This is a genomic window from Pseudomonas sp. CCI1.1 (assembly GCF_034348165.1).
Classification (GTDB): Bacteria; Pseudomonadota; Gammaproteobacteria; order Pseudomonadales; family Pseudomonadaceae; genus Aquipseudomonas; species Aquipseudomonas paracarnis.
The window spans coordinates 2,267,516-2,285,100 of sequence record NZ_CP133780.1; the positions used below are offsets into that span (position 1 = coordinate 2,267,516).

16 protein-coding genes and 2 pseudogenes are annotated in these 17,585 nt (G+C 58.3%); 7 read left to right on the forward strand and 11 right to left on the reverse strand.

The genetic code is table 11. The features are described from left to right. Nucleotides 1-108: 108 nt before the first annotated feature. The 3 genes and pseudogenes from RHM69_RS09930 to RHM69_RS09940 form a co-directional block, all read right to left on the reverse strand. Complete coding sequence (locus RHM69_RS09930) at nt 109-429, reverse strand: hypothetical protein (protein ID WP_256557692.1); 321 nt, start codon at nt 427-429, stop codon at nt 109-111. A gap of 76 nt (nt 430-505) precedes the next feature. Beyond that, nucleotides 506-997, reverse strand: a pseudogene (locus RHM69_RS09935) (LysR family transcriptional regulator); the annotation flags it as partial. A 67-nt stretch (nt 998-1,064) separates the two neighbouring features. After that, nucleotides 1,065-1,808, reverse strand: coding sequence for an SDR family oxidoreductase (locus RHM69_RS09940; protein WP_017737776.1), 744 nt, complete (start codon nt 1,806-1,808; stop codon nt 1,065-1,067). A 122-nt stretch (nt 1,809-1,930) separates the two neighbouring features. Between RHM69_RS09940 and RHM69_RS09945 the strand changes: the two genes are divergently transcribed. Continuing rightward, nucleotides 1,931-2,839 (forward strand): LysR family transcriptional regulator, encoded by a 909-nt coding sequence (locus RHM69_RS09945; protein WP_069556834.1) that lies wholly within the window; start codon nt 1,931-1,933, stop codon nt 2,837-2,839. Nucleotides 2,840-2,869: 30 nt separating this feature from the next. Here the strand turns inward: RHM69_RS09945 and RHM69_RS09950 are convergent, their stop codons facing one another. Continuing rightward, nucleotides 2,870-3,184 (reverse strand): ArsR/SmtB family transcription factor, encoded by a 315-nt coding sequence (locus RHM69_RS09950; protein ID WP_017737778.1) that lies wholly within the window; start codon nt 3,182-3,184, stop codon nt 2,870-2,872. Nucleotides 3,185-3,269: 85 nt separating this feature from the next. On the opposite strand from RHM69_RS09950, the gene RHM69_RS09955 reads away from it, so the two are divergent. From RHM69_RS09955 to RHM69_RS09965, 3 genes are all read left to right on the forward strand, one after another. Beyond that, nucleotides 3,270-4,361, forward strand: coding sequence for an NADH:flavin oxidoreductase/NADH oxidase (locus RHM69_RS09955; protein ID WP_026136919.1), 1,092 nt, complete (start codon nt 3,270-3,272; stop codon nt 4,359-4,361). 188 nt (nt 4,362-4,549) lie between these two features. Then, a complete protein-coding gene (locus RHM69_RS09960; protein ID WP_017737780.1) occupies nt 4,550-4,843 on the forward strand; it encodes a putative quinol monooxygenase in 294 nt (97 codons plus the stop codon). 10 nt (nt 4,844-4,853) lie between these two features. Then, nucleotides 4,854-5,873, forward strand: a complete 1,020-nt coding sequence (locus RHM69_RS09965) for a zinc-binding alcohol dehydrogenase family protein (RefSeq protein ID WP_017737781.1) — start codon at nt 4,854-4,856, stop codon at nt 5,871-5,873. A 151-nt stretch (nt 5,874-6,024) separates the two neighbouring features. Here the strand turns inward: RHM69_RS09965 and RHM69_RS09970 are convergent, their stop codons facing one another. After that, nucleotides 6,025-7,332 carry an OprD family porin gene (locus RHM69_RS09970; protein ID WP_069556833.1) on the reverse strand — a complete coding sequence of 436 codons (1,308 nt, stop codon included), beginning with the start codon at nt 7,330-7,332 and terminating at the stop codon, nt 6,025-6,027. Between the two features lie 846 nt (nt 7,333-8,178). Between RHM69_RS09970 and RHM69_RS09975 the strand changes: the two genes are divergently transcribed. Further along, nucleotides 8,179-8,580, forward strand: coding sequence for an SPOR domain-containing protein (locus RHM69_RS09975; RefSeq protein ID WP_322255495.1), 402 nt, complete (start codon nt 8,179-8,181; stop codon nt 8,578-8,580). Between the two features lie 70 nt (nt 8,581-8,650). Further along, nucleotides 8,651-8,941, forward strand: a complete 291-nt coding sequence (locus tag RHM69_RS09980) for a DUF6388 family protein (RefSeq protein ID WP_069556832.1) — start codon at nt 8,651-8,653, stop codon at nt 8,939-8,941. A 104-nt stretch (nt 8,942-9,045) separates the two neighbouring features. On the opposite strand, the gene RHM69_RS09985 is transcribed toward RHM69_RS09980, so the two are convergent. Continuing rightward, a complete protein-coding gene (locus tag RHM69_RS09985; protein ID WP_069556831.1) occupies nt 9,046-9,900 on the reverse strand; it encodes a helix-turn-helix transcriptional regulator in 855 nt (284 codons plus the stop codon). Nucleotides 9,901-10,029: 129 nt separating this feature from the next. Between RHM69_RS09985 and RHM69_RS09990 the strand changes: the two genes are divergently transcribed. Beyond that, nucleotides 10,030-10,365: an alginate export family protein gene (locus RHM69_RS09990; RefSeq protein ID WP_256557690.1), complete on the forward strand. Its 336-nt coding sequence runs from the start codon at nt 10,030-10,032 to the stop codon at nt 10,363-10,365. Nucleotides 10,366-10,455: 90 nt separating this feature from the next. On the opposite strand, the pseudogene RHM69_RS09995 reads toward RHM69_RS09990, so the two are convergent. From RHM69_RS09995 to RHM69_RS10015, 5 genes and pseudogenes are all read right to left on the reverse strand, one after another. After that, nucleotides 10,456-11,723: pseudogene (locus tag RHM69_RS09995) on the reverse strand (OprD family porin). A gap of 98 nt (nt 11,724-11,821) precedes the next feature. Then, complete coding sequence (locus tag RHM69_RS10000; protein WP_069556829.1) at nt 11,822-13,399, reverse strand: aldehyde dehydrogenase (NADP(+)); 1,578 nt, start codon at nt 13,397-13,399, stop codon at nt 11,822-11,824. 183 nt (nt 13,400-13,582) lie between these two features. After that, nucleotides 13,583-15,241 (reverse strand): acyl-CoA synthetase, encoded by a 1,659-nt coding sequence (locus tag RHM69_RS10005; protein ID WP_069556828.1) that lies wholly within the window; start codon nt 15,239-15,241, stop codon nt 13,583-13,585. Nucleotides 15,242-15,310: 69 nt separating this feature from the next. Beyond that, nucleotides 15,311-16,444 carry an acyl-CoA dehydrogenase family protein gene (locus RHM69_RS10010; RefSeq protein ID WP_069556827.1) on the reverse strand — a complete coding sequence of 378 codons (1,134 nt, stop codon included), beginning with the start codon at nt 16,442-16,444 and terminating at the stop codon, nt 15,311-15,313. After that, a complete protein-coding gene (locus tag RHM69_RS10015) occupies nt 16,444-17,571 on the reverse strand; it encodes an iron-containing alcohol dehydrogenase (protein WP_069556826.1) in 1,128 nt (375 codons plus the stop codon). The genes RHM69_RS10010 and RHM69_RS10015 overlap by 1 nt, the downstream gene beginning before the upstream one ends. Nucleotides 17,572-17,585: the final 14 nt, after the last annotated feature.

Sequence of the window (17,585 nt, forward strand, 5' to 3'; positions counted from 1 at the left end):
CTATGTCACTGTTACGACGATACGCCAGGACGGTTCGCGGCAAGTGTTTAACTATGCAGACAGCCGGCTTTCTGGAAATCACCACCGAAATTCCGGAGCCGCATGGGTTCAAAAGTAGCCGTTGCTCTGCCATCTGGTGAACGGACCGTCGAATTCACGGAGCATGCTCACAACAACCTTGAAGTGGATAGCCGTGACCACAACATGCGAGCTGCTTATATTCACATTATTGGGAACACGGCCGTGTCGGTGAGGACCATCATCGGCTGGCTGTTGGCATAGGCGCTTGGCTGGCTGTGGATGGCCCAGCGGTTCGAACATCTGCGCCACGTGGCCATAATCCGGATCGTAGAAAAGAATGTCACGCATCCAGAGCGCACCAAAGTCCAGCGCTTCGACGCGTTGCGCCATCTCGAAATGACCGCGCATGGTCGGGGCCGCTCGGCCGGGGTGGGTTTCCAGCGGCAAAATCGGACCGATAGTGAGTGCTTCTGGTTGAAACAGGCGTTGAAAAACGGGATGACGCTCCTGGGAAGGATGAGGAGTCGGCTACATCTGTGGTAAAAAGGGCGTCGACAAAGCGATCGGTAAACCACAACTCCACGTGCAGCTCAGGCCACTGCTTCAGATAGGCATCAAGGATCGGCAGGACATGGCGCTGACCAAAGGACAGCGGGACCGTGAGTTTAAAGGTACCGGTCGGCCGCCCACGGCCCGGACCATGGTCACCTCGACCTCATCAAGATCCTCGATAATCTGCCGCCAGCGCTCATACGCAATCTGCCCCTCGTCCGTCAGGCTCAGTTTGCGCGTCGTGCGATTGAGCAACCGTGCGCCCATCCGGTCCTCCAAGCGAACAATGCGGGTCCATGCCCAGTGTAATCGCCGCGGCGGTAAAGCTTCCCGCCTTCACGGTAAAAACAAACGGGTTGATATCACCGATATTGGTTGGCTTGCGTGGAAGTTTGGCTCCAGGCCAGACATTCGAAGTATTCAATAGTGCTAAAGCTTAGTCGCTCGCGCCCGTGCCTTTGCGCAAGGGCACAAACGGCACAGGTTAACTATCAGAAGTCTTGCGCCGTCGGACGCAGAACAATCTCGTTGATATCGACATCGGCAGGTTGCTCGATCGCGTAAGCGATGGCCCGTGCAACCGAATCAGCCGGGATGGCCTTCTTGTAAAACTCGCCAACGACCTCGGCGCTCGGCTGGTGCCCGCTGCCGAACTTGAGCTCGGAATCCACCGCGCCCGGCTCGATGGTCGTCGTGCGAATATTCCCGCCGACTTCATGACGCAGGCCATCGGAAATAGCGCGCACCGCAAATTTGGTACCGCTGTACACCGATCCACCGGGGCTGAACACCTTGATGCCGGCAACCGACGAGATGTTGATGAAGTGACCGCTGGCCTGTTGTTCGAAAAGCGGCAACGCGGCCGCGATGCCATACAACACGCCCTTGATGTTGATGTCGATCATGCGATCCCACTCTTCGACGCGCAGCTGCGAAATCGGAGAGATCGCCATCAGCCCTGCATTGTTAATCATCACATCGATGCGACCGAATGCCTCGACAGCCTTGGCGACCAGCGCAGACAAGTCCTCTTTGTTTGTGACATCGATCGGATGGGCAATCGCCTTGCCGCCTGCTGCGGCGATCTCCCGGACAATCGCGTCCAGACGATCCTGGCGACGGGCGCCAAGCACTACATGGGCGCCGAGCGCTGCCAGATGACGCGCCGTTGCTTCGCCCAGACCGCTACTCGCACCGGTGATAACGACCACTTTACCCTGGATGTTTTTACTCATGTTCAGCGCACCTGTTGAGACCTGTTTGGGTTGATGAGTGCAGTCTGCGCTGGTTTTATTCGTCAGAAAATGGAAGAGTTCGGATTTGAGAATTCCATTTTCTGGAACGGGAGTTGACGCCAATGCTCAATCGCATGGAGCTGATTCGGATCTTTTCGGTGGCGGCGCAATCGACCACGTTTCGCGATGCAGCCACCCGCCTCGGCACCTCTCCGCAGACCGTGACACGCGCCATCAAAGAACTGGAGCGCACGCTTGGGGAGCTGTTGTTCCACCGTAGCACGCGGCAGGTTCACGTCACCGCTTTTGGTGCCAAACTCGCCTTGCAAGCCCGGGAAACCCTGGAACGGGTGGATCAGTTGTTTATCGCCAACAGTAAACAGGAGGCAAAAGGCGTCGTCGGCATCACGGCCCCCCACGCCATTGGCAAGCTGTATCTGATTGAGTTTCTGAAACCGCTGATGCGGGAGAATCCCGGCCTGAGCATCGACCTGAGCCTGGATGACCAGCTCACCGACGCGGTGGCCAACAAGATTGACATCGGTATTCGTGTTGGAGCTGTGCGGGATCGGCGCTATATCGCCAGAACGGTGGCCCATGTCGACCTGAAAATCGTCGCGGCGCCGTCACTCCTCGACACCGTGCAATGCCCTGGCAGCATCGAGGATCTGAAACGCTTGCCCCTGTCGATGCTGATCGATCGCAAAAACGGCCGCCCCTGGCCGTGGGTGCTTGCCGAGGGGCAAACGTTCCTGCCTGCCTCCCCGGCATTTACCTGCGACGATCCAGAAACCGAGCGAGAGATTGTTCTGGCGGGAATCGCCTGTGGGCAAATGCCCGGTTATCTGGCAGAACCCTATCTGTCTGAAGGGCGACTGGTCGAGCTCATGCAACACGATGCTCCGCCGCCTTCCGAATTGATCATGTATCGCCCGCAATCAGGGCCCGTGGCACCGAGAGTGAGGCTCGTGTACGACCACCTGGTCAACTGCTTCTCAGATCCGCGTGTTTTTGCGCAGAGCGCGCGCTGAAAGAGTTGGGTGGAAAAACACCCGTGAGCCTCATCTTCCTTTTTCGTCGTACTGGGACAGGATCGTTTCCAGCAGGCCCGGAAAACGGTGACTCAAGTCTTCCCTACGCAACGAGTTCATGTGTGTCGTGCCGATGGTCTGGGTTTGAACCAGTCCGGCATCTCGCAGCACCCGGAAATGGTGGGACATGGTGGACTTCGCACGGCCACCGTCCAGCTCGCCACAGCTGGCCTCTCCCAGCTCGGCGAGGCGCCGGACAATCTCCAGGCGTACAGGGTCGCTCAAGGCGTAAAACAGACGCTCAAGAACGAATTCACTGAGAGGAAGGTGTTTGAAGGGGCGCATGAGCGAATCATACACGGGTTTGCTCTATGTCAATAGTTCGAATATTATCGAACAAGAGAAATAGTATCCCTCGGAGAAAAACCTAATGTCTGCGCTGTTCCAACCTTTCACGCTCAAGGATGTCTCCCTTCGCAACCGGATCGCGATTCCCCCCATGTGCATGTACTCGGCCAATGATGGCCTGATCAACGATTGGCACACTGTGCACTATGCCACCCTCGCGCGTGGCGGCGCAGGACTGGTGGTCGTCGAGGCGACTGCCGTGTCACCCGAAGGACGGATCACGCCTGGCTGCGCTGGTATCTGGAATGATGAGCTCGCCCGTGCCTTCGTGCCGGTGGTGCAATCGATCAAGGCTGCCGGCGCAGTGCCAGGTATCCAGATTGCCCACGCGGGGCGCAAGGCCAGTGCGAACCGTCCTTGGGAAGGTGACGATCATATCGGCGAGGATGATTCGCGTGGCTGGCAGACCATCGCCCCGTCGGCTGTTGCCTTTGGCGCTCAGCTCGCCAAGCAGCCGAAAGCCATGACGCTGGAGGATATCGCCCGGGTGCGCGAGGATTTTGTCTCAGCCGCTCGCCGTGCACGTGAAGCTGGCTTCGAGTGGTTAGAGCTGCATTTCGCCCATGGCTATCTGGCCCAGTCATTCCTCTCTGAACACTCCAACCTTCGTGACGACGCCTATGGCGGAAACTTCGATAACCGTAGCCGCTTTCTGCTGGAAACACTGGCGGCGGTTCGCGAAGTATGGCCAGAGCACTTGCCGCTGACCGCTCGCCTGGGTGTTATCGAATACGACGGCCGGGATGAACAGACCTTGTCAGAGGCTATCGAACTGACACGTCGTTTCAAGGACGGTGGTTTGGACTTGCTCAGCGTCAGTATCGGGTTCACCATCCCTGAATCGAACATTCCTTGGGCCCCCGGTTTCATGGGCGAAGTTACCCAGCGGGTACGGCGCGAGACGGGGATTGCGGTGGCCTCGGCATGGGGCTTCGGCACGCCGAGCGTCGCCGAAGAAGCGGTGAGAAGTGGTCAACTGGACCTGGCGATGATTGGCCGGGCGCACCTGGGCAATCCTAACTGGTCCTATTCAGCCGCCCAGGCGCTGGGTGTAGAGCGTGCTGCCTGGACCTTGCCCGCTCCCTATGCCCATTGGCTTGAACGCTACAGGTGATCCCGCCGGAGCGAGAGCGCTCGCGTGGCCTTAGGGCTATCAACTTGGTCGAATGCCCAAGTGGGCAAGATTGTTGTCGCGCTCTCACCCGGATTCAGGTTTTTGGCCGCATGGCCGGCATGGACATCTTCGATACACCCGTGCCAGCCAATGCTCCCTCTTCATATCGCACACAGACAGGAGGTTTGATGACCACCCCTCTGACACTGATTGCCACCTTGGTCGCCAAGGCCGGCTTCGAAGTCGAGCTCGAGCAGACGCTGCAGGGCCTGCAAGGCCCAAGCCGAAGCGAAGCGGACTGCATCCAGTACGATTTCCACCGTGATGCCGAGCAGGCTCGCACTTTCCACATGATCGAGCAGTGGCGGGACGAAGCGGCGCTGACTGCTCACGAAGCGACACCGCATTTTCAGGCAGCGCTCCCTTTCATCGAACGCGCTGCTGAAAAGCTCACCATCACGAAAATGTATCGCATCTCCTGAGGATCTTCGAATGAAAGCCATTGCACACTTCAAATGCCTGCCTATTGAACATCCCGACGCCTTGGTGGAGATCGATATACCCGAGCCAGTGCCGGGGCCGCGCGACTTGCTCGTAGAGGTAAAGGCCGTATCGGTCAATCCTGTCGATACCAAGGTGCGGCAGGGCTACGTACCGCACGAGGACGAAAGCCAGCCGCGCATCCTCGGTTGGGACGCTGCCGGCGTGGTCAAGTCGGTCGGCAGCGACGTAACGCTCTTCAAGCCCGGTGACAGGGTCTGGTACGCCGGATCGCTGATCCGCCCGGGCAGCAACAGTGAGCTGCAACTGGTGGACGAGCGTATCGTCGGCTCAATACCCCAGTCGCTGGATTTCAGCGAGGCTGCGGCATTGCCACTGACTTCCTTGACCGCTTGGGAATTGCTGTTTGATCGCCTCGGTGTTGCACGCGATACCACCGACCGGGGCGAAACGCTGCTGATCATCGGCGCTGCAGGCGGGGTGGGTTCAATCCTGACTCAGCTGGCGCGTCAGCTAACCGGGTTGACGATCATTGGTACGGCTTCGCGCCCTGAAACCCAGACCTGGGTCACCGAGCTTGGTGCGCATCATGTCATCGACCATACCAAGCCACTCAGCGAGGAGCTCAAGCGCATCGGTATCGCACAAGTCAGCCATGTCGCTAGCCTGACCCAGACCGATCGGCACTACGAGCAAATCATCGAATCACTGAAGCCTCAGGGCAAGCTGGGCCTGATCGATGACCCGGCCACGCTTGACGCCGTACCGCTCAAGCGCAAGAGCCTGTCGTTGCACTGGGAGCTGATGTACACCCGCTCGCTTTACGAGACAGAGGACATGCAAGAGCAGCACAACATCCTCAACGAAATTGCGCGGCGCATTGATGCGGGTGACTTGCGCACCACCGTTGGCGAAAACTACGGGCGCATCAGCGCAGAAAATCTTCGTCGAGCCCATGCTCTGCTGGAAAGCGGCAAGGCGAAGGGCAAGATCGTGCTGGAAGGCTTCTAAGAGGGCGTAGACAAAATAAATCAAACCGGCTGCACCACCTACCTAATGTCCTGAGCGTCGGGCGGATAATCCTGCACAGAAGCACCCGTGTTATCGGGTGCCTTCCTCAGCGTGGCCGGACTGAAAGCGCTATTCGTCCTCATGACACTCGTTAGAGAAGCGGAATGCTATAGCTTACAAAAACTCGGTTCTGATCTACGTTACGAGCCGCTTCGCTGTTGGACTTGCCGTTACGCCAGCCGAACCCGACACCTTTAAGCGCTCCGGACTGAAGGACGTAGTCCAGGCTAATGTCTCTTTCCCATTCCTTTTGGTTGTCGCCGGACGTAGTTTTAATATTATCGCCGGAGAGGTACATGACCGAGCCTTTCAGGCCAGGAACTCCCAGAGCGGCAAAGTCGTAAGCATACTGACCGAAAGCTGTGCGCTCGCCTGCGCGGGTGAACGTTTGGATCAGGCGGTCTGTATACAGATACAGGCTTGCTCCACCGGCGCCCTTGTCTATCAGGCTGCCCTGATTGAGTTGAGTGAAGTTGCTGCCATCCGACACACTTTGGTACCCCGCAGTAATCGCGTGGCCACCCAGCGTGTAAATCAACGCGGCACTCCAGGTACGGTTGTCGATCTCTCCATCACCGTTTTTGGTGTAGCCATTAATTCTGTAGCCTGACGTACCGGAGCTATTTGCACCTGACGAGTCAGTTTTGAAGTAGCGCAGGTCGGTTTTAAGGGACTGATTGTCCGAGAGCGCAAGGGTGTGAATCAATCCAAAAAAATGCTGCGTATAGTAGTTATCGAGGTTTGCGTAGTAGTACTGAGCTGTCAGATCCTTGGTGACACTCCAATCGCCCCCGGCGAAGTCAAACTGATTGCTCTCACGCGTACCACCAGCAACGGCCAACCCCGTCTGATCGCTTGAACCACGCCCTGTCGCATGTTCGATCCGACCTCCAGTCAAGGTCAGCCCCTTGAACTCGCTCGAGGTGATTTGACCGCCCTCGAAGGTTTGTGGAAGTACGCGCCCATCGTTGGCAACCAGAATTGGGAGTTTCGGAATCAAGGTGCCGTAGCGAAGTTCAGTTTTCGACATTTTGACTTTTCCGGTCAGCCCCACCCGGCTCCACTCGTCGACGGCACGGTTGTCACTGTCAGAAGGCATCATGGTGCTGCCGACATGCCGTCCTTTGCCGCTGTCCAGGGTAACCCCCAGCAATCCCAGGCCATCGACACCAAAGCCAACCATGCCATCGGTATAACCCGATTTGAAGTCCAACATGAAACCCTGCGCCCATTCTTCGGTTTTGGAAGGGGCGGCAGTGCCATCGCGGTTGTCGTTATTGAAGTAGAAGTTCCTCATCCCCAAGGTGGCCTTGCTATCACTTAGAAAGTCAGCATGCGCCTGTGCACTCAGGGTGATACCAAGAAACACCGAACTTGCAGCAATTTTTTTCCTATTCAATTGTATAGCGCTCCCTTTGTTATTTTAAAGTAATAGAAGCAACGCAAAATCTTAGAGGTCAACGCAACGCACACGAAGGACCGGTACTTAGTCAATTTCAACTAGCCCGATAATTGGCACGCCATCTTATTCTTCTGAACATTCTGCTCCATGGCAGCGCGTTGGAAAAAACCACCGAGGTGATCTGCACATGAGCATGAGGTGAACGGATGATCGTCGCATGTAGCGTACCCGGAGGGCGCCGATATGGCAGGTCTGCCTTTCGATAGCAGGTGGGAATCTGGTCATTTTTCGTGGCTCTTGTTGTTTTACAGCGCGAGAGCGCTAGAGCCAAGTGTGTGTGAAAGGCGCAGGGAGCGCTTTGCCTGGGGAGATGGAGTTTTGCGCCGAAGTCTGGAAATTTGTCTTTGCGTCTGATTTAAGGGGCTGGGACCCGACACAATTCCGGTCATGTTCGACGACTTCGATGACTTTATGGATAGCGACCGGGCTCTATAACTTTTTAATTTTGAGCGTTCATCACATAAGTGGCGAATGCAGATCCTTCGCGGTTTTCCACAAGGCACTTTGGCCACGATATTTATCTTAAATACAAGTATTTCATAGGATTAACCTCTCCCATTCTGATATGGTTTTTTTCGACTATCTGAGCCTTTTTCGTGAATCAGTAGTCTATAAAGTGCACGCCCGATGTTCTCTAAAACAACAAAAAGCAGCCAACTAATTTTGGCGCTTGGGCACACTGACGCGCTCGAGAACTCAGACCATCTCAGGATCAGAAATAAAACCTTTCTTTATAAAAAGAAATGGCACAAATAACTATTCACTTGATTTGGAGAGGGCGCCGTGCGAAAGCTTGGCTTGGGCTTACTGGTAACTGGCGTTTTAGGGCAACTATCAGCTCTACTATGGACCTACACGTCCACAGGACCAACTTGTGAAAATAACGTCGACAATTCATACATCCAGCAAAAAGTGACAGACTTCGAGCACGAATTTGACGACATCGCTAATAAAGTTGCGACAGAAATCAGTACAAATCTTCCCGACGAATTCACGCCCGCATTGAATACGCCCAGCCGCCATCGCGCACTAAAAGCCATTCAGCAACTGGAGTTGACGGTAGCGCGTAAAGAAAACAATTTTGTCGTCATAGGCCCATATAAACATAAGCAGGACGCGGCTCGAGTCGTGAAAGAGCTGAGTGAAAGTCATGGCGTTCGAGGATGGATGATGGCAGGAAATTGACATAGTCCAATTTAGCGCTGGGCCGACCTTGAACAACCAGCTACTTATTGCATGCCACAAGAGAGCATTCATGATCGCAAAAGAACTTAGAGCCGAACTTGCCCTGAAGAAATTCCTGGACGCCAATCTATGGATTCAGCTTGAACTCAGCGAGCTGAATTACAGCCTCGCTGAAAACTGCGGGCCCTCGCCAGAAGAATATAGCCTTAAATTTCTGAAAGAAGCATTTGAAACAGAAGCGGATGCTCACGACTGCGATTGCTGGGATTTTATCCTGCAGTGGGTAGCTGAAACCAAAGAAGAACTTGAGTTGATGCGCGAAGAACGCATGAAAGAGATCTATGATTCTCTCGACAATTAATAGACTCTACAAGTTTGGTCGTCTATAAAAACCGGCAATTTCAAGATGAAAGACTAACTTCATCGGCGGGAGTATTGCCCAATACCCCCCGCCCTCATCTCGGTTCAAGCCGTCGTATAACAATCCACTACGCGCCGATATTGGCTGGGTGAAGCTCCGATGTGCTGACGGAAAAACCGTGTGAAATGACCTTGCTCGGAGAACCCGAGGTTCTCCGACAACAGGCCCAACGTTCCACTGCGCTCACGCTCCAGCCAGGCAAAAGCCCGGCGCATGCGCGCGTCGTTAAGCAACAGGGTCGGCGTCATGCCGGTATCTTTCTTGAACAGCGCAAAGAAGTGCGCCCGGGACAGACCACAAGTCCGCGCGGCGTTGTCGATCGGGTGCGGATCATCGAGGTGCTCAAGCAACCAGGCGGTGCCACGGCGCACGCGCGCGTCCCGGAACTCACCTGAACTCGGCGCCCCCAATAGCGACAAATGCCGCCAGCTGGAAAAGTCCTCGATCAGTTCGATCAGGAAGTCGAACAGCATGAACTCCATGCGTTCTTTCGGCACGATCCCGCAGCCATGGGCTTCGGCGACCAGGATGTCGGCCAAGGTGCGATTACGGCTCGACAGCTCGATGCACGACTGGGCAAAAAAGTCCGGCCGACCGCTGAGCGCCAGCGACTGCTGGGCAGTGGCCAGCCAGGCGGGCTCGATGTAGAGCGCCAGGATTACAGTGGCACCGGCACCCGGCTGCGGATCGTAGAAATGCGGCTCCCAGGCGTTGACCAGCACTGCCGTGCGATCGCTGAGCGGCACCCGCCGCCCGTTGACGTTGAAGTAAGTGTCTTCACCGGACACTTTGACCAGCACATGGCATTCGGAATGGGTGTGGGTAACCAGCGAACGATCCATGTTCAGCAAGGCGACCCGGCCAAACCTGCCGTGGAAAACCCGTTGGGCAATCGACATCAGATTCCTCCGCTCGCTTGAAGCGATATTGTTATCGGCCACCATGAAGGATTATCGAGGCGTTCATGTGTTTCCGGACCCGACGATCACTCAATGGTTCAGCACTTTGCTGGCCACTATCGCGCGCGAATGACCGAGCGTCTACCTCGACTTTCGCAGCCCCCACGCTCGTCGGAAAAGCCGACTCACTTCAACAAGTTCCGTTTCGAACCGGGCATGTTTGCTGCCTGGCGAGAAAGCAACGATGACGGCGTCTATTTGCCCGGCATGACCACAGCGCCCAGAACAACCGCCAGCAGCGGAAAACGCCTGGGCACCCTGTATCAGGCCAACGCCAATTGGACGCCGACCGCTAACGTTTCCGTTGACCTCGACTATCTGTTCTACGACATCGGTTCGGCGATCAAAAGCGCCGGCGGCAACAACTCGCAAATACTGGTGCTGCGCTCTACGTTTCGCTTTTAGGCATCAAGGTCATCCGACACGCCACTACCGCGGTTACGGCATCAACCGATAACCGCGGCGGCGCCCGCCATGGACATCGACGCAACAGCCTTACCAGAGCGGCAGGCTGTAGCTGACGATCAGGCGATTCTCGTCGATGTCACTGGCAAAGCTCGAGCGATACGTCGCGTTGCGCCATTTGATGCCGACGTTTTCAGCGCGCCACTCTGGATCACATAGCCGATGTCGGTATTACGCTCCCACTCCTTGCCGGTTCCCGAAGCTACTCCCAGGTCAACCTGGTCGCCTTTTACATAGCGGGTCATAAAGGTCAGGCCAGGAATGCCGAGGCCGGCGAAGTTGAAGTCGTAACGGGCTTGCAGGGAGCGCTCGTCCTGATTGCCGAAGTCGTTGATTTGCAGCAGGTTGACCAGGTACGGATCGGTGCCCTGAACGTTGGCGAAACCGGTATCGCCGCTCATTTTCTGGTAGCTGAGACCGAAGGCGTGCGCACCCATTGAATAGGTGAACATGGCGCCGAGCATTTGGTTGTCGACATTGCTGCTGCCGTCATCGGTCGAACGGGCCCAACGCAGATCGGATTTCAGCGCCTGCCCCTCGGCAATAGGCAACACATGCATCACCGTCAGATAATGCTGCTTGTACAGGTCGTCCAACTGCGCGTAGTGGTAGCCAGTACTGAGCGTCTTGCTCCACATGAAATTGCCACCGAGAAAGTCGAACTGGTCGGTGGTGGCCCTCGCCCCGGTCACGATGTTGCGCCTGGGGCCTTTCATGACGGTCATGTCTTCGCGATTGGTCGAGTCGCGCTGGTTCACCTGGGTGAGGCGACCGGCGTCGAAGGTCAGACTCGCGAGGTCCGTCGAGTTCAGCCAGCCCCCTTGGAAGGTCTGCGGCAGCAGCCGTGTATCGTTGGGCTGCAATACCGGCAGCTTGGGAATCAGGGTCCCCACTTTGAGGGTGGACTTGGAGACCCGGAGCTTGGCAGTCAGGCCAAGCTCGCTATTGTCATCGGGTGCCCTCCTCGACTCGGCGCCACGCGGTAGCAGACCGGTGGCGCCCGCGCGATCCGGGCTCGAATCCAGCTTGATGCCGAGTAAACCAAGCGCATCGACCCCCACGCCTACGGGTCCTTCGGTATAGCCGGATCCGTAGCGCAACAGGAAGCCTTGCGCCCACTCCTCCTCCTTGTTTTGTGGGGCCGCTGGCTGGCGGAAGTCTCGGTTCATATAGAAATTGCGCATGTCCAGACTGGCCTTGCTGTCCGCAAGGAACTCAGCCGAAGCGGATGAACAAACGCCAAAAACCCCAGTAAGGCCGGACAGCAGAAAAGTATGGGTGGGACGAAGTACGTGCATAGTTCTCTCTTCTTGTTAGGTGGTAATCGGCGATTCCAAACGGCATTACGTCGAGATACCCGGCGAACCGACATCCATCAGCATCTGCGGATGACGCCTTATATCGCCTGGGTGGTACTGCAACCGTCCAGCAGACGCTGAATGCCCAGCGGGTTGGCATTCCTCAACGCCTCCGGCAGTAGCGTGTCCGGGTAGTTCTGGTAGCACACCGGGCGCAGGAAGCGGTCGATGGCCAGCGTACCGACGGAGGTGCCGCGCGCATCCGAGGTGGCGGGATAAGGCCCGCCGTGCACCATCGCGTCACACACCTCGACGCCGGTCGGGTAGCCGTTGAGCAGTAACCGGCCGGCTTTTTGCTCCAGCACAGGCACCAGTTCGGCGAATGCAGCCAAGTCGCCTGGCTCGGCAATCAGGGTCGCGGTAAGCTGACCGTGCAGGCCATGCAGCGCCTTGATCAACTCGGCCTTGTCAGCCACTTCGACCAGCACGGCGATCGGTCCGAAAACCTCTTCCTGGAGCAACTCGTCGTCTTCCAGCAACAGGCTGACATCGGCCTGGAACAACTGCGGCCTGGCTTGCTCACCTTCCTGTGCCTGCCCCCCCAGATGCTTGATGGCCTTATGTGCATGCAGTACCGCCAGCCCCTTCTCGTAGTTGTGCAGGGTGCCGGCATTGAGCATGGTTTGCGCTGGCTGATCACCCATCAAGCCGGCGATTTTTTCAATAAAGCTGGAGAACTCCGGCGAGCGAATGCCGATCACCAGACCGGGTTTGGTGCAGAACTGGCCACAGCCCATGACCACCGAAGCGGCCAGCTCGTTGGCCACGCTGGCACCACGCTGTTTGAGCGCTTCGGGTAGCACCAGAACCGGGTTGATGCTGGACATCTCGGCGAACACCGGAATCGGCTGCGGCCTCGCCGCGGCCATGTCGCACAGCGCGCGACCGCCTTTGAGCGAGCCGGTGAAACCAACGGCCTGGATCGCCGGGTGTTTAACCAGTGCCTCGCCAACGCCTGCGCCGTAGATCATGTTGAACACGCCTTTGGGCATGCCGGTCTGTTGCGCGGCACGGATGATGGCATCGGCCACGCACTCGGCGGTCGCCATATGGCCACTGTGCGCCTTGAACACCACCGGACAACCAGCAGCCAGGGCGGCGGCGGTATCACCACCTGCCGTGGAGAATGCCAGCGGGAAGTTGCTGGCACCGAATACAGCCACCGGTCCAACGCCCATCTTGCACTGACGCAGATCGACACGCGGCAGCGGCTTGCGATCGGGTTGCGCCAGGTCGATACGGGCACCGTAGAAATCGCCACGGCGCAACACGTTTGCAAACAGCCGCATCTGGCCGCTGGTACGGCCACGCTCACCCTGGATACGGCCGGCAGGCAGCGCGGTTTCGCGGGTTACCAGGGAAACGAAGTCATCACCCAGTGCATCCAGTTCGTCGGCAATAGCGTCGAGAAACGCCGCACGCTTGACAGCCGGCAGTGCACGAAAGGTGGGAAAAGCCGAAGCGGCGGCCAGGGCAGCCGCATCGACTTCGGCGGGGCTCGCCTGGACGAAGTCATAGGGTAACCGCTCGCCAGAGGTCGCATCGTAGCTGTGCAGATAGACGCCGCTTTCACCGCGACGTGTACCGCCAGTGTAGTTATGGCCGAGAATTTTCATGGGTGTCTCCTCGCTCAAAAGGCAGGGATACCGAAACCACCGGGCCGTCGTGATCGCCGCCGACACTGTCCGCGTCTGCAACGTCACTCGACCTGGATGAGGCATCCAGTTGAATTTTTTTGCACAACATCGCGCAAGCCCGAACAGGCCTACGGAAACCGGAATTTCAGTCTCGAACGTCCTTCAATCGATCGGGATGGCCGCATCTTTCGAAGCCAGCCGCAAGGCGTGTTCACGCAGTTCGACTTTGCGCACCTTGCCAGTTGCCGTCTTGCTCAAATCCCCCACGATGACCCGCGTCGGCACCTTGTAATGGGCCAGGCAGGAACGGCAATGGGCGATGAGTTCCGCTTCGCCGATGCTCGCGTCAGGGCTCGTCTCGACAAAGGCACAGGGGGTCTCGCCCCACTTGGCATGGGGCATGGCAACCACCGCCGCGGTACGGACAGCCGGATGCCGGTAAAGCACTTCCTCGACCTCGACCGAACTGATGTTCTCACCACCTGAAATGATGATGTCCTTAGCCCTGTCTCTGATCTGGATGTAGCCGTCCTCATGCACCAGGGCAAGATCGCCGGAATGAAACCAGCCACCCGAAAAGGCCTCGGCGGTGGCCTGCGGATCCTTCAGGTAGCCCATCATCGTCATGTTGCCGCGGAACATCACTTCGCCAATGCTGCGGCCATCGCGCGGCACCGGCGTGAAGTCCTCGGGGTCCAGGACCGCCATATCTTCCTGAGCCGTATAACGCACGCCTTGTCGACTTTTGCGTTCGGTCAGCAAGTCGGTGGAAAGCTCGCTCCATTCCTGGTGCTCGGCACATATCACAGCGGGACCGTAGACCTCCGTCAGACCGTATATCTGCAAAAGATCGATGCCCATTCGATGCAACGCCGCAATCACCGGCAGTTGGGGCGGAGCGCCACCGATCAGGCCATGAACACGGTGGCTGATCCCGGCTTTCCACTCCTTTGGCGCATGGGCCAGCATGGCGTGCACCACTGGCGCGCCGCAGTAATGGGTAACACCGTGTTGTCGAATCATCGACAGCACGCATTGCGGTTCACAGCGGCGAAGACACACGTGAGTGCCGGCGTTGACCGCCATGGTCCAGACGAAGCCCCAGCCATTGCAATGGAACATGGGCAGGGTCCACAAGAAGATGGAGTGCCGCGGCATTTGCCAGTCGAGCATATTTGAAAGCGCCGCCAGATAAGCCCCCCGATGGTGATAAACCACCCCCTTGGGACGCCCTGTGGTGCCCGAGGTGTAGTTCAGGGCAATCGGCTGCCACTCGTCCACAGGTTCCTGCCAATGCTCGTCTGTAGAAGCCGCGCCGATGAACGCCTCGTAGTCGAGCTCACCCAGACGCTCGCCGCCCGGCCCCTCGCTGTCATCGATGTCGATCACCCTTGGCCGGTGCTCCAAAAGTGCCAGCGCCTGGCCGACGGCGCTCGCGTATTCGGTGTCGCTGATCACGAGCCGGGCTTCGCAATGCATCAGGATGTAGGCGATTGCCGCAGGATCGAGCCGGGTGTTGACCGTGCACAAGACCGCGCCACACATCGGTACGCCGAAATGCGCCTCGATCATCTCCGGGGTGTTGGCGGCGATCAATACCACCGTATCGCCACGGCCAATGCCCGCGGCCTTGAGCGCAGATGACAGGCGGCAGACCCGGTCGTAGGTCTCGGACCAGTTGTATCGACGCGCACCATGGATAACCGCCAACCGCTGCGGATATACCTGGGCGGTGCGGGCTATGAAGCCCAGCGGCGTGAGAGGCCGGTAGTTGACCGGACTTTGCTCAAGGCCGAGGTCATAAGGATTGGAGCCTGGCATGCTGATTTTCCCCGAAGATAGCTGAACGACCGGCTCCCCAACGGAACCGGCACAGGCTGCAGGACGCGTTTAGCTCAGCACTTGCCTGGAAATGATCATGCGTTGGATTTCGGAAGTGCCTTCGACGATCTCCAATACCTTGGCGTCGCCGAAAGCGCGTGCGACCGGGTATTCAGTCATGATGCCGTTGCCGCCATGGATCTGGATCGCCTGGTGAGCCGCCTCCATCGCCCTCTCGGTAGCGAAGAGCTTGGCCATGGACGCCTCGACATCACATGACAAACCGGCGTCCTTGCGCGAGGCCGCGTCGTAGAGCATCAGGCGGGCGGCGTGGGCATGGGTGGCCATGTCGGCGACCTTGAACTGCAGCGCCTGAAAATGTTCGAGCCGCTTGCCGAAGGCGCTGCGATCCTTCAAGTAGGCGACCGAGCGTTCCATGGAGCCTTGCAGAATACCCAGCCCCAGCGCACCGATCAGGATGCGCCCGGTGCTTATGTTGCCCAGGGTCTGCTTGAGCCCCGCGCCTTGTTCGCCGAGTAGATGGTCGGCCGGCAGCACGCAATCTTCGAAGAACAGTTCATAAGTGGTCGATCCGCGCCAACCGATCTTCTGCAGCTTGCGCCCCAGGCTGAAACCGGCGGTATCGGACGGCAGGATAAAGTTGGAGATTTCCTTGCGCCCGTCGTCCCGCGTGCCGGTAACGGCTGCGATCACGATCGGACCGGTGATGTCGGTACCCGAATTGGTGATGAAGGTCTTGGAACCATTGATGATCCACTGACCGTCTCGCAGAACGGCACGGGTCTGGATATTGGCGGCGTCCGAGCCTGCATTCGGCTCGGTCAGCCCAATGCAGCCGACCTGCGTCCCGTCGATGATGGGGCGCAAGTAACGCTCCTTCTGCGCAGGAGTGCCATAATTGTTGATCAGGCTGGCGGGCGTGGAATTGGCCATCATGGACGATGCCACAGCCGCGTCTACCCGGGCGATTTCCTCCAGCACAATGGTAAAGCCAAGCCAGTCCCCGCCACCGCCACCGTGCTCCTCCGGGTAGGGAAGGCCGAGGAAGCCCAACTCTCCGGCCTGCTTCCAGACCTGATAGGCAAACTCCTGCTCCTCCCAAAGGCGTTCGGAGACCGGTGCAATCTCCTGCTCGGCGAACCGCCTGACGGCATCGCGAATCATTACATGTTGCTCATTCATCAATAAGACTCCTCGAGCATCCGCAGGTAGTCCTCTGCGGTGGCAGGACGGGGGTTGGTGGCGTGGCAGTGGTCTTTGAGGGCGGCCTGGGCAATCTCAGGCAGCGCAGCCCGGTCCAGGCCCATCGCGCCAAGGCTCACGGGCAGACCCAGGCGGGCGGTCAACCGGGCAATGGCTTCATCTGGGGCGACGCCTGCACTCAGTCCCATGGCTTGGGCCAACGCCTCGTACTTGGCACCGACGGCTGGCCGGTTGAAACGCATCACTGCCGGCAGCAGCACCGCATTGAGGGTGCCATGGTGCAAGGAAATGCCGGGCACGGCCCCCAGGGGATGGGACAGGGCATGCACCGCTCCCAGTCCTTTCTGAAACGCCATCGCGCCTTCAGTCGCCGCCATCATCATGTTCCAGCGCGCCTCCCGGTCACTGCCATCGATCGTCGCGCGCTCGATATTGGCCATGCCCCGACGCAAACCATCCAGGGCAATGGCCTCGGCCGGCGGGTTGATGGCAGGCGCCAGGAAGGTCTCGATGCAGTGGGCGATCGCATCCATGCCGGTAGCCGCTGTCAACATCGGCGGCAGGCCCAACGTCAGATCCGGGTCGCAAATGGCCACTTTAGGCAGCAGATAAGGGCTCAACAGGCCAAGCTTGCGCCCGGACTTCATCACGATAACGCCGGCCCGCCCTACTTCGCTGCCGGTCCCTGCCGTCGTGGGAATCGCCACCAGTGGCGCGACTTTATCGGTGATTCGCCCGACACCGCCATCCACCACCGAATACTGCTGCAGCGGCGCAGGATGGGTGGCCAGAAGCGCCGTCGCTTTGCCCAGATCGATCGGCGATCCGCCACCCAGGGCAACGATGCCATCGCAGTCATTGTCCTTGAACATCGCAGTAGCGGCGACGACCGCCTCCTCGGTGGGATTGGCTGGCGTCTGGTCGAAGATCGCGGCGGGAGGCGAGGCCAGGGTCCCCAGTACGCGATCAAGCAGCCCGGCAGCGCGCACGCCCTGGTCGGTGACGATCAAGGGCCGCCGTATGCCCAGGCGATCAAGCTCGGACGGCAATAGCTCGATTGCGCCCTGTTCGAATTGGATGGTGGTCAAATAGTTGATAACAGCCATAGCGTGGAATCTCC